The sequence below is a fragment of the Flavobacterium sp. Flavsp81 genome (assembly GCF_059491325.1).
In genome coordinates this window covers 2157780-2171654 of the sequence record NZ_CP168505.1, presented here as the reverse complement: position 1 = coordinate 2171654, position 13875 = coordinate 2157780, and the positions used below count along the sequence as shown (strand labels likewise).

Sequence of the window (13875 nt, the reverse complement as noted above, 5' to 3'; positions counted from 1 at the left end):
TTACTGGTACACACATAAGGGTGTGTAAAGTCACAGCAAGTGTGTAAAGTTTACCCACCGTAATCCTGTTGTTTTTACCCTAATCGCCTCAAAACCTGTTTAAACGGATATTGGCATGAGCATTGTTAAATGTCATAATGTCTAAGCAATTAGCTAAAAGCCATTCAATAGAAAATCAACAACAGCGTATATGGAAAGCGAAACTATTATTTCAAAACAATTTTATTCTTCAACAAAAAACACAGGTAATCATGAACTTTCTTTAGACAGTTCCATTTTTCATATTAAGAAGAAATCTATAAAAAAAGCTATTGATAAAACTTCAAATTCGTTAAAGTATTTTGTACTTATCGGCACTTTTGTATTAATGTTTGCAGGTGCTTTTTTAGTTTATAAGTTTCAATCGGATTTTGATCAGTTTCAAGTAGACAGGATAAATTCTACAATTGGTTTGCCTTTTCTTATTCTTGCCACTGTTTTATTCTTTTTTAAAGGAAGCGTTTTTCTATATAAGCTGTTTCTTTATTTCAAATACAAACCCATAGAATCAGTTACAGATGATTTATTGCCGACCTGTACTATAATTGTTCCGGCTTACAACGAAGGTAAATTGGTTTGGGATACATTGCTGAGTTTAGCTGACAGCGATTATCCGGAAGAAAAAATGCAAATACTTGCTATTGATGACGGAAGCAAGGATGATACATGGTATTGGATACAGCAGGCAAAAATAAAACTGGGAGATCGTTTATCAATTTACCAACAGCCACAAAATAAAGGAAAACGTCATGCACTTTACCGTGGATTTAAACTAGGCATCGGAGAGATTTTTGTAACAGTAGATAGTGATTCGATTGTAAAAAAAGATACGCTGAGAAATTTAGTGAGCCCTTTTGTTCATAACGAAAAATGTGGTGCCGTTGCAGGAAATGTTCATGTACTGAATAATAAAAAGGCAATGCTTCCTAAAATGCTGAACGTTAGTTTTGTAATGAGTTTTGAGTTCGTACGCTCTGCAGAAAGTATGCTGGGATCTGTGTTTTGTACTCCGGGAGCTTTGGCAGCGTATCGTAATAGTTCGGTATTTGCTTGTCTTGAAGAGTGGATTAACCAGACATTTATGGGTGAACCTTCAGACATTGGAGAAGATCGCGCCATGACAAATATGATTTTGAAGCAGGGATATAATGTATTGTTTCAAAGAAATTCGATTGTACTTACCAATGTGCCGGAAGAATATACCGGATTATATAAAATGTTTATCAGATGGGGAAGAAGCAATGTCCGTGAGAACATTATGATGTCACAATATGTTTTCAAAAATTTCAGAAATGAATCTAAATTTGGAACAAGACTTTTATACTTGGATCAAACGTTAAGAATTATTATGTCTTACCCATTTTTGATATTTATGTTTCTTTTTATAGCGACGCATCCAATATTGTTTTTTAGTTCTACATTATTAAGCATACTGGTTATATCAAGTTTTTCAGCTTTCTTTTATGCTAAAAAATACACTACTTCTGAAGCATTATGGGCTTACTCCTATAGTGTGTTTTATACCTTCAGTTTATTCTGGATTACTCCGTATGCGATTGCTACTGCGCATAAAAAAGGCTGGCTGACCCGTGGTTTATCCGAAAAGAAATTAGAAGATTATGTTGTTTTGGAAAAATACAGTCCATCAGAGAAATATAGTGCTTAAATGAACTAATAAAACTTTGATTATAGGTTTTCTTAAAAAGGACAGTAATCAACTACATGAAAATTAAAACAAAAATCCAACCTATTCTGAATGAATAGGTTGGATTTTTGTTTTAAAAATAAGTTTTGCTTTTTGATTTAAGTCTCTTTTGCAAAAAGTAATATTAAAATATTTTTTTAGAATCAACAGAATTAATATTAGAGTTTATTCTTACTTTTATAACTTTAAATAATCAAATCATCTAATTCAGAATAATAAGTTATGAAAAAACACGTATTTAAATTACTATTGGCAGCCTTGGTTTTTGTGGCAGAATCTGGTTATGCACAAGAACTTTATATGCCCAGAAATATTAAAAAAGCTTATGCAGACGGAACCCGTTCGATGGATGGAAAGCCGGGTAAAAACTATTGGCAAAATCATGCGAAATATGCCATTCAGTTAACTGTAAAAACAAATACAAAAATCGTCAGCGGAACAGAAACTATTGTTTATGAAAACAACAGTTCAGATACATTGCATAATATGGTAATTCGTTTTGTTAATAATATTCATAAACCGTCTTCACCACGAAGCGGAACTATTAGTGATGATTTTTTGAGTGAGGGTTTAACGATCACATCTTTAAAAATTGAAGGTGAGGTTTATAAAGAAAATGGCAGAAAATGGGGGACGGTAGGGAATATTATGATGACAAAACCAATGCTTCCCCATTCTAAAATTACAATTAATATAGATTGGAATTATCCTTTGTCTAAAGAAAGCGGAAGAGAAGGACAGATAGACAATACGACTTTTTATGCAGCCTATAGTTATCCTCGTGTCAGCGTTTTTGATGATTATAACGGGTGGGACAGAATACCTCATACAGACCGTCAGGAGTTTTATAATGATTTTAATGATTATACCTATTCAGTAAAAGCTCCTAAAAATTATGTGGTGTATGGAACAGGTGATTTATTGAATCCTGATGAGGTTTTGCAGCCTGAATTTTCGGAAAGACTGAAAAAATCATATACTACAGACGAAGTTTTACACATTGCCAACGAGAAAGAAATGAAAAATGGCTTGGTAACGAAACAAAACGATTGGAATACCTGGAAATTTGAAGCCAAAAATATTTCTGATGTTTGTTTTGGGTTAAGCAGTAGTTATTTATGGGATGCCAGCAGTGTTGTTGTGGACAAAAATACAAATCGACGTGCAAGTGTTCAGGCAGCTTACAATATAAAAGGAACAGATTTTGTCAATTCGGTAAAAAATAACCAATACGCCTTAGATTGGTTTTCTAATAATTGGCCGGGAATACCGTATCCTTTTTCTAAGATGACTGCTTTTCAGGGATTTGCTGATATGGAATATCCAATGATGTGTAATGATTCGCAAATGGGAGATCCTGTTTTTGCACAATTGGTTCAGGATCATGAGGTCGCACATACTTATTTTCCTTTTTATATGGGAATCAATGAGACACGTTATGCTTTTATGGACGAAGGCTGGGCTACAACTTTTGAATACTTAATCGGAATTGCTGAACGTGGCAAAGAAGCTGCCGATAGATTTTATAAAGAATTTAGGGTTAGTTCTTATATCTATGATTCTTCTGCCGAAGAAGATCAGCCTATTATTACAATGTCTACTCAGGTTTCAGATTCAGGTTACGGGAATAATTCATACGGAAAAGCTTCTTTGTCATACATTGCATTAAAAGATTTGCTGGGTGATGAATTGTTTAAAAAAGCCCTGCATACGTATATGGATAATTGGAATGGGAAACATCCAATCCCATGGGATTTCTTTAATTCGATGAATAGTGGGTCAGGAAAAAACTTAAATTGGTTCTTCAATAACTGGTTTTTTACCAATAATTATATTGATCTTTCAGTCAAAAATGTTACTAAGAAAACAATTTTGGTTGAAAATGCGGGCGGCTTTGCTATTCCGTTTGATGTGAATATTGTCTATGCTGACGATACAAAAGAAACTTTACATCAGACTCCCGGCATTTGGCAATCTAACCAAAAAACGGCTACGATTGATTTAAAAAGTAAAAAACAAATCAAACAAATTATACTTGACGGTGGAATTTTTATGGATGCAACACCTGCAAATAATAAGTGGGAAAAAAAATAATGTCAGAGAAAAAGATTTAGATGAAATAAAATGTAATTTAGAAAAAAGATAAATCATTCCAAAATCTCAAACCCTACTATTCACTATCTGTGAATGTAGGGTTTTCTCTAAAACGCAATTAATAGAATATTTGAATTTTAATATGATTAAAGTATGATGAGAATTAAAGAAATAAAAGCTTCAGATACATGGCAGATCAGACATGAAGTAATGTGGCCAAATCAGCCTTTTGAATTCGTACAATTAGATGAAGATGATTCAGGACTACATTTTGGAGTTTTTATTGAAGAAAAATTGATTTCAATAGTATCCTGTTTTATTTCAGATAATGAAATGCAGTTTAGAAAATTAGCTACTTTAAATGATCATCAGGGTGAGGGGATTGGCTCAGAGCTTTTAGAATATATTATACAATTGGCAAGAAATAAAAAATTAAAAAGAGTCTGGGCGAATGCCAGAACAAACAAAAAAACATTTTATGAAAAGTTTGGCATGAAAGATACTTTTCAAACCTTCAATAAATCGGGTCAGGAATTTACAATAATGGAAATCTGCCTGTAAGTTTTTATCGCTTTTTCAAATGTGAAAAAAATCCTAATTGAAGATGATTTCTAGAACAGGTCAATAATTTATAGTAATTTAACCACAGACAAATTAATAATTAATTTACTATGGAGAATTCAAAAATTAAGGCTTTTATACCACTTTTATATCTTGTTTGGTCCGATGATCTTTTAACCCAAAAAGAGTTTGCGACTTTACAGGAATTTATTAATTCTCTAGTTTTACTTTCACCGGAAGAACAACAATATTTGCTTTCTAAAGTTGATATTACAAATCCGCCTTCGCGAAATGAACTCACCCAATGGAAATCGGATATTGAAAAAAGTATTAAGGATAAATCTTCTATAAAATCTATTTTTGATATAGCAACAGCGCTTTCTAACAAGGATTTGGATATTTCAGGATTAGAATCAGGTTTTACAAAACTGGAAAATGATCTTGGAATTTTAGGCGAAGAAGTAATTCAGAACTTCAAAACAAAAGCAGATTCTTTTACCGCCAGTTCACAAACCAACAGTAATTTTGATATTCAGAAAATTACGGCACTTTTAGATGGTAAAGAAACTGCAATTATAAAAAAGGTAAAATCGGTTATTTCAAGACCTGAGTTTGCTTACGAAACTTCTACAGATATTAATGTTTATCGTCAAACCGTATTCAATTGGTGTAAAATTTTAGCCGATGAGAATCTCGGAAATATGGCCTATCCAAAGCAATATGGTGGAGGAGAAAACATAGCTGATTATTTTGCCATTATGGAAACCCTGAGTTACCACGATTTGAGTTTAGTGATAAAATTTGGAGTTCAGTTCGGACTCTGGGGAATGAGTGTTCAGTCATTGGGAACCGAGAAGCATTATGCAAAATATTTAAAAGATATTGGCACACTAAAATTGCCGGGCTGTTTTGCCATGACTGAAACACATCACGGATCGAATGTAAAAGGTCTTGAAACTACAGCGACTTATAATCATAGCACTCAAACTTTTACAATTCATACGCCAAATAAAAACGCACAAAAAGAATATATTGGTAACGCAGCCGTTCACGGGCAAATGGCAACCGTTTTCGCAAAACTGATTATTGATGATCATGATTATGGGGTAAATGCTTTTGTGGTTCCATTACGCGATACAAACGGAAATACCTTAGACGGAATCACAATTGGAGACTGCGGTCATAAAATGGGTCTAAACGGAGTTGATAACGGAACAATTAGTTTTAATCAGGTTGAAATTCCGAAAGAAAATATGCTTGATCGTTTTGCTTCTGTGAATGGCAAGGGAGAATTCGAAAGCCCGATTCCGAGTGATAACAGACGTTTTTTTACCATGTTGGGAACTTTGGTTGGAGGTCGAATTGGTATTCCGCGTTCGGCTTTGGCTGCTGCTAAATCAGGACTTACAATTGCTATTCGTTACAGTGATCAGAGAAGGCAATTTGGACCGGAAGGAGGTTCTGAAGTACCGATTTTGAATTATCGTATGCACCAGCGCAGATTACTTCCGCATTTAGCGAAAACCTACGCTGTACATTTTGCTTTGCAATATCTCACGAATCGTTTTTTGAACAAAACCGAATCTGAAATGCAGGAAATTGAAGCTTTGGCTGCCGGAATGAAATCCTATTCAACCTGGAGTACGAGGGATGTTTTGCAGGAATGCCGTGAAGCTATTGGCGGAAAAGGATATTTATCTGAAAACAGAATCGATGCTTTAAAAAACGATACAGAAATTTATACCACTTTTGAAGGCGATAATACTGTCCTGATGCAATTGGTTGCTAAAAACCGCTTATCTGAATTCAGAAAAACATTTGGTGAAATGGGATCTTTTGGTGTTATCAATTATGTGTACGAAAATGCAAAAACAGCAATTGCCGAAAAAAATCCGATTATTACCCGTAAAACGGATGAAGGACATCTGCTTGACAGTCAGTTTCATTTGCAGGCTTTTCATCACAGGGAAAAAACAATTCTGGCATCGGCAGCAAGGCGTATTAAAAAACTGATTGATGAAGGTTTAGAAGCGTATGATGCATTTAATGTGGTACAGCATCAAATGATCGATGTGGCCCAGGCGTATTTGGAACGTGTTGTTTTAGAACAATTTCAGGAAGCTGTAAAATCTGTAGAAGATGAAAAATCAAAAGAAATATTGACAAAACTGAATCAATTATATGCACTTTCGCAAATAGAGAAAAACAAAGGCTGGTATCTTGAAGATGGCTATATGGAAGCTGTTAAAACAAAAGCGGTCCGTAAAATGGTCAATCAGCTTTGTTGGGATATACGACCGGATGCCGTTTCGTTGGTAAACGCTTTTGATATTCCCGAAAGTTGCCTGGCAGCGCCAATTGCTACAGTTTAGAACTTCATGCAAGAAACTTGCCGCTAACTCAATAATAAAAAAGCCTTCTAAACGTATTGATTAGAAGGCTTTCCTAGTATTATACTACTAACTCTGCCAAAGCTTCTTTGCTGAAACCTTTTAGTTCGCCTGTTTTTCCTGCTTTTATTTTCGCAACCCAATTCGGGTCTGATAAAAGAGGTCTTCCTACGGCAACTAAATCAAAATCGCCTCTGTCTAAACGTCTTGTTAATTCATCTAACGAGGTTGGCTGAGAACTTTCGCCTGCAAATGCTCCAAAGAAATCACTGGATAACCCAACAGAACCTACTGTAATGGTTGGTTTTCCGGTTAGTTTTTTAGCCCATCCGGCAAAGTTTAAATCACTTTCTTCGAATTCAGGTTCCCAAAAACGACGCTGTGAGCAATGTAAAATATCTACTCCGGCATCAACTAAAGGCGTTAGCCAAGCCTCCATTTCCTGAGGATTTTTTGCTAATTTATAGTCGTAAGCAGCAGGTTTAAATTGTGAAACTCTCATAATTATGGCGAAATCTTCTCCAACTTGTTTTCTGATTTCTTTGATCACTTCAATAGCAAAACGATTACGTTCCGGCAATGTTTTTCCACCATAAATGTCCGTACGTAAATTAGTTTCTTCCCAAAAAAACTGATCAATCAAATATCCGTGGGCACCATGAATTTCAATAGTGTCGAAACCTAATCTTTTAGCATCAGCGGCTGCTTGTCCAAAAGCAATAATAGTATCTTCAATATCTTTGGCAGACATGGTGTTGCCATTATTAAAACCGGGTCTGTTTAATCCTGAAGGTCCTTCAAAAGGAACTGGCGGTACCCATCCTGAATGGTGATTGTCCATAATACCCATATGCCAAATTTGCGGCCCCATTTTTCCTCCGGCAGCATGGACTTCGTTAATCACTTTTTGCCATCCTTTTAACGATGTATCTCCATGAAAGTGAGGAACGTTAGCATCATTAGAGGAAGAAAGTCTGTTGATAACTGTTCCTTCAGATAATATCAATCCAACATCACCCTGGGCTCTTTTTTCATAGTAAGAAGCTACGTTATCAGTTGGAATTCCGTTTGGAGAAAAGGAACGCGTCATAGGCGCCATTACAATTCTGTTTTTAAGATTTAGCGACTTTAAATTAAAAGGCGTAAACAAGCTATTTGTGCTCATAATGTTTTATAAATTAGATTGAATTAGTTTACTCAATGCTGCAAAAGCATCTTCGTTACGTTTATAATAAGTCCATTGTCCAACGCGGGTAGATTCAATAAATCCGGCACGTTGCAGAATAGACAAATATTCTGAAACTGTCGATTGGGTAAGACCGGCCTTAGCTTGTATTTGACCTACACAAACACCATGTTCAAATCCTGCAGCGAGTTGTTCAGGGAAATTTATTTCGGGTTCTTTGAGCCATTCCAGCATTTGTAATCTGGATTTATTAGAGAGGGCCTTAAATATTTCTATATGTTCCATGATGCAAATATATCGACTTTTCCCGATATATCTATCTGGTAAGAAATATTTAATATATTTTTATGATAGAAGTCACAGCAAATAGAAATCGAAAGCCATTTTTTTAGCGCTTCTTTATTATATTTGTAAGTCTCATTTATCTTGATCAGCTTGAAAAATTTTTTATTTCTTTTTTTATTCGCTCTTTTGATTAGTCCTTTATATGCATCGGATAGTACCGATACCATTTTGGAGAAGCTGAATGATGCGATGAAAAATAAGCAGCGATATGTTCAGCTAAAAGAGGAGCGTATTTTAAACTTCAAAAAGATAAAATCATCAGATTTATCAAAAGAGCAAGAGTATAATTTTAATAAGGCGCTGTATAAAGAATACCAGAAATTCAATTCAGATTCGGCTATTTTGTATGTAAAGAAAAACCTGAAGATTGCTAATGAACTTCACAAAAAAGATTGGGTGGATTTGGCACAACTGCAATTGGCAAATCTCTATTCGTCATCAGGAAAATACCGTGAATCAGAAGCAATTTTAAAAAGCATCAATAAAAAAGAATTAGCAAAATCATTATTTCCCAACTATTATTTTACATACCGTGAGTTTTTTGAGCACTATAACGCTAACAGTAACAGCAAAATATTTATTGAGCAAATTGGTAAGTATCGTGATTCATTATTAGCTGTCATAAATCCTAACTCTTTAGATTATAAAATAAATAAAATTCAGAAGAATATCTATAACAGAAACTTTGATATTGCCGAAAAAGAATTATTGGGTTTGTTGAAAAAAACTGAAGATAATAATCCGCAATATGCATTGATTACCTATTTTCTCGGAAGTATTTACGGGTCAACTCATAAGCCGGAATTAAGAAAAAAATATTATGCTCTTTCGGCTACATCAGATATCAAACAAGCTATAAAAGATAATGCCTCTATTCAGGAATTAGCTTTGGTTTTTTATAAAACAGGCGATGTTGACATGGCATATAAACTAACCCAGTCGGCTATCGAAGATGCGCTTTTTTGTAACGTCCAATTTCGTACGCTTTTAATGTCAGAAGTTTATTCGATCATTAATACGGCCTATTTAGAGCGTGAGGCTAAGAGAAAGGACGAGCTTAAGATTTATCTTTTATGTATTAGCTTACTTTCTGTTTTTTTGATTCTGGGTGTAATTTACATTTACAAACAAATGAAAAAAGTCTCCAGAATACGTGGGGAGCTTTATATAACCAGTGAAAAATTAGCAGAATTAAACAAAGATATTACCGAAACTAATAACCAACTGCAGGAGCGTAATGCCCAATTATCAGAATCGAATCATATTAAGGAAGAATATATTGCCCATTTTTTTAATCTCTGTTCCGCTTACATCAATAAGTTAGAAAATTACCGTATCATTTTAAATAAAAAGGCAACTGCAAAACAATTTGATGAAATTTGCAGAATGCTAAAATCGACTACTTTAGTTGATAATGAACTGGAAGAATTATACAAGAATTTCGATATTATCTTTTTAAACTTGTATCCTACTTTCGTGAAAGATTTTAATGCTTTGCTTATTAAAGAAGAACAAATTGTACTGAAGCAGGGCGAATTACTTAATACCGAACTTCGGATTTTTGCCCTTATCCGACTTGGAATAACCGACAGTGTAAAAATCGCGGCATTTCTTCGTTATTCTTTAAGCACGATTTATAACTATAGAACAAGAGCCCGAAATAAAGCAGTAGTTTCCCGAAATGATTTTGAGGAAATGGTCATGAAAATAGGTCTTATTTCTGTAAAAATCTAAAAACGCATTTTAAATCCACTACTTTTTTTTATATCAATATTTTTTTAATATATTGATTTTTAATTATTTATATTTTTAATTTACTACTTTTTTATATTTATAAATTCCACAAACACGATAACGTTTTAGCTTTACGATATTATTTAGAGCGTGTTTTTGATAGCTCAGCATATAGTAATGATTAATAAATAAAACAGTTATGTATAAAAACGTTAAAGCAATAGTTGTCTTGCTGTTGCTGAATTTATTTTTTGGGAATGCACAAAATAAAATTCCGGTTTATTTGGATGATAAAAAGCCAGTTGATCAACGTGTAGAAGATGCGCTTTCGCGAATGACTACCGATGAGAAAATTGCAATGATTCATGCGCAATCTAAATTTAGTTCACCGGGAGTACCGCGTTTAGGAATTCCTGAAAACTGGATGACAGACGGACCACACGGAATTCGCACCGAGGTTTTATGGGACGAGTGGGTGCAGGCAGGCTGGACAAATGATTCCTGTATTGCGTTTCCGGCCCTTACAGCGCTTTCTGCAACCTGGAACAAAGAATTGGCTTCGCTGTACGGAAAATCAATAGGAGAGGAAGCACGTTTTCGTAACAAAAATGTATTATTAGGGCCAGGAGTAAACATCTACAGAACGCCATTAAACGGTCGTAATTTCGAATATATGGGAGAAGATCCTTTCCTGACATCAAAAATGGTGGTTCCCTATATCAAGGGAGTCCAATCAAACGGAGTTGCTGCCTGTGTAAAACATTTTGCCCTGAATAATCAGGAAACCAATCGTGATGCTGTAAATGTAATTGTTGATGATCGTGCGCTGTACGAGATTTATCTTCCGGCTTTTAAAGCAGCAGTTCAGGAAGGTGATGCATGGGCAATAATGGGTTCATACAATAAATATAAAGGACAGCATTGTTGTCATAATGAGTTTTTGCTTAATGATATTCTTCGTGGCGAATGGGGTTTCAAAGGTGTTGTGATCTCAGATTGGGGAGGAGTTCATGATACAAAGCAGGCTATTCATAATGGTTTGGATATGGAATTTGGTTCCTGGACCAATGGTCTTACGTGGGGAACCAGTAATGCTTATGATAATTACTATCTGGCTAAACCATATTCAAGCATGATTAAATCCGGCGAAGTCGGGACTAAGGAACTGGATGATAAAGTGCGTCGTATTTTACGTTTGTCATTCTTGACAAATATGAATAAAGAAAGACCATTCGGATCTTTCGGAACAAAAGAACACGCTGATGCAGGTTTAAAAATTGCTGAAGAAGGAATTGTGTTGCTTCAAAACAAAAATAATATTCTGCCAATTAACCTTTCTAAAACTAAGAAAATCGCTGTTATTGGAGAAAATGCCATCAAAATGATGACAGTTGGCGGAGGAAGTTCTTCATTAAAAGCAAGATATGAAATTACGCCACTGGAAGGATTAAAGAAAAGAATTGGCAATCAGGCAGAAATTGTTTACGCACGTGGTTACGTTGGCGATCCTACAAGTAATTATAATGGCGTTATAGCAAAAGTAAGTTTAGAAGAAAAACGTTCTCCGGCAGAACTAGCTGCCGAAGCATTAAAAGTTGCCAAAGATGCAGATGTTGTTCTTTTTATCGGAGGACTAAATAAAAGTCCAAATCAGGATGATGAAGGACACGATCGTAAAGAATTGGGACTTCCTTACAATCAGGATCAATTAATTCAAGAATTGGTTAAGGTAAATAAGAATTTGGTTTTTGTAAATATTTCAGGGAATGCTGTGGCAATGCCGTGGGTAAAAGAAGTTCCGGGAATTGTTCAGGGATGGTTTTTGGGTACTGAAGCCGGAAATGCTTTGGCTGCTGTTTTGACAGGAGATGTGAATCCTTCCGGGAAATTAACGTTTACTTTCCCTGTAAAATTATCAGATAATGGTGCTCACGCTTTAGGAGAATTTCCGGGCGGAGATGAGGTAAAATATAATGAAGGGATTTTTGTTGGATATCGCTGGGCCGACAAACAAAAAATAAAACCATTATTTGCTTTCGGGCATGGTTTGAGTTACACGACTTTTGAATACGGAAAGGTAACTGCTAATAAAAAACAAGTATCAGTAGGTGACCAGATTACGTTTTCTGTAAAAGTAAAAAATACCGGAAGCAGAGACGGATCAGAAGTAGTTCAGCTTTATATCAGTGATTTAAAATCTTCTTTGCCACGTCCTGTAAAAGAATTAAAAGGGTTTGAGAAAATTTTGCTTAAGGCGGGAGAAGAAAAAACAGTAACTTTTACAATTGACAAAGCGGCTTTGAGCTTTTTTGATGATAAAAAACACGACTGGGTTGCAGAGCCCGGAACTTTTGAAGCTTTAATTGGAGCATCTTCTACAGATATAAAATCTAAAGTGAGTTTCTTACTTCAATAATTTCATTAATTTCTAAAATTGGTTGGTAGTAAAGCTGCAATGATAAAAAAGTTGCAGCTTTGCTTTTTGAAAATTATTTTTTTTGACTGAATAACCATAATATTGTCATTCCGTAGGAATCCCTTCTAATGAGTATACTTTTGTAGAGATTCCTGTGGAATGAAATTGAGTGATAAAAAACGTTACGACATATAATTGCCTAAACCAAAAAATAAAATAACCTTGTTAATCACCAAAAACATTTTATGAATGCAACTTCTATTGACATCAAACCAAAAAAACATTATGAAATTTTAGACGGCTTACGCGGAGTAGCAGCCATTTTAGTAGTTGCGTTTCATATTTTCGAAACCTTTGCAGCAGGAAACCGTTTTAAGCAAATCATTAATCACGGTTATCTGGCTGTTGATTTCTTTTTTCTTTTATCAGGCTTTGTAGTTGCCTATGCATATGATGATCGCTGGGGAAAAATGACCCAATGGGAATTTTACAAACGACGGTTAATTCGTTTACAGCCCATGGTAATTATGGGAATGATCATTGGCGCTGTTTTTTATTATTTTCAGGCTTCAGATATTTTATTTCCACAAATCGCAACTATGCCTTTATGGAAACTGATATTGGTAATGTTCATCGGATTTACATTAATTCCGTTAACACCATCAACAGAAATTAGGGGCTGGGGCGAAATGCATCCATTAGATGGTCCGGCCTGGTCATTGTTTTTCGAATATATTGCGAATATTTTATATGCTTTGTTCTTTCGTAAATTCTCGAATAAAGTAATGGGAATATTTGTTTTAATATTTGCCGGAATGCTGATTAATTACACTGTTTTTGGACCAAAAGGAGATGTTATTGGAGGGTGGTCTTTGAACCTGGAACAAATAAACGTTGGTTTTACCCGTTTATTATATCCGTTTTTTGCTGGAATTTTACTTTCCCGCTTGGGAAAATTAATTCATATAAAAGGTGCGTTTTGGGTTTGTAGTTTATTAATCGCAGTAATTTTATGTGTACCAAGAATTGGAGATGAAAACAATTTATGGATGAATGGTTTATACGAATCAATTTGTATTATTTTATTGTTTCCGTTAATCGTTTCTGTCGGAGCCGGAGGAGAAATAAAAAATCCATTTTCATTAAAAATCTGCAAACTTTTGGGTGATATTTCATATCCAATTTATATCACGCATTATCCGTTTATTTATTGGTATACGGCATGGGTGGTAGATAATAAAGTTTCGATAGAAGACGGTTATTTATTAGGTATTGGAGTTTTGATTGCCAGTATTGTAGTCGCGTATTTATGTTTGAAATTATACGATGAACCGGTTAGAAATTGGTTACAAAAGAAATTTCAAAAACGTATGTAGAAATGCACAGCAATGCATCTTTTTTTGCC

At 34.7% G+C, this 13875-nt stretch carries 9 protein-coding genes; 7 read left to right on the top strand and 2 right to left on the bottom strand.

What is annotated here, in order from left to right:
* The first annotated feature begins 190 nt into the window (after window positions 1–190).
* From ACEN92_RS08750 to ACEN92_RS08735, 4 genes are all read left to right on the top strand, one after another.
* Window positions 191–1705: a glycosyltransferase family 2 protein gene (locus ACEN92_RS08750; protein ID WP_495641987.1), complete on the top strand. Its 1515-nt coding sequence runs from the start codon at window positions 191–193 to the stop codon at window positions 1703–1705.
* Window positions 1706–1966: 261 nt separating this feature from the next.
* Window positions 1967–3838: a M1 family metallopeptidase gene (locus ACEN92_RS08745; RefSeq protein WP_495641986.1), complete on the top strand. Its 1872-nt coding sequence runs from the start codon at window positions 1967–1969 to the stop codon at window positions 3836–3838.
* A gap of 153 nt (window positions 3839–3991) precedes the next feature.
* A complete protein-coding gene (locus tag ACEN92_RS08740; protein WP_495641985.1) occupies window positions 3992–4399 on the top strand; it encodes a GNAT family N-acetyltransferase in 408 nt (135 codons plus the stop codon).
* A gap of 110 nt (window positions 4400–4509) precedes the next feature.
* Window positions 4510–6771 carry an acyl-CoA dehydrogenase family protein gene (locus tag ACEN92_RS08735; RefSeq protein WP_495641984.1) on the top strand — a complete coding sequence of 754 codons (2262 nt, stop codon included), beginning with the start codon at window positions 4510–4512 and terminating at the stop codon, window positions 6769–6771.
* A 79-nt stretch (window positions 6772–6850) separates the two neighbouring features.
* On the opposite strand, the gene ACEN92_RS08730 is transcribed toward ACEN92_RS08735, so the two are convergent.
* On the bottom strand, window positions 6851–7954 hold the full coding sequence (locus ACEN92_RS08730; RefSeq protein ID WP_495641983.1) for an NADH:flavin oxidoreductase: 1104 nt from the start codon (window positions 7952–7954) through the stop codon (window positions 6851–6853).
* Between the two features lie 6 nt (window positions 7955–7960).
* Window positions 7961–8260 (bottom strand): ArsR/SmtB family transcription factor, encoded by a 300-nt coding sequence (locus tag ACEN92_RS08725; protein WP_495641982.1) that lies wholly within the window; start codon window positions 8258–8260, stop codon window positions 7961–7963.
* Window positions 8261–8410: 150 nt separating this feature from the next.
* On the opposite strand from ACEN92_RS08725, the gene susR reads away from it, so the two are divergent.
* The 3 genes from susR to ACEN92_RS08710 all read left to right on the top strand — a co-directional run bounded on the left by susR (window position 8411) and on the right by ACEN92_RS08710 (window position 13846).
* A complete protein-coding gene (susR, locus tag ACEN92_RS08720; protein WP_495641981.1) occupies window positions 8411–10054 on the top strand; it encodes a SusR family glycan utilization regulator in 1644 nt (547 codons plus the stop codon).
* Between the two features lie 199 nt (window positions 10055–10253).
* A complete protein-coding gene (locus ACEN92_RS08715; protein ID WP_495641980.1) occupies window positions 10254–12470 on the top strand; it encodes a glycoside hydrolase family 3 C-terminal domain-containing protein in 2217 nt (738 codons plus the stop codon).
* Between the two features lie 245 nt (window positions 12471–12715).
* A complete protein-coding gene (locus tag ACEN92_RS08710; RefSeq protein ID WP_495641979.1) occupies window positions 12716–13846 on the top strand; it encodes an acyltransferase family protein in 1131 nt (376 codons plus the stop codon).
* The last annotated feature ends 29 nt before the right edge of the window (window positions 13847–13875 follow it).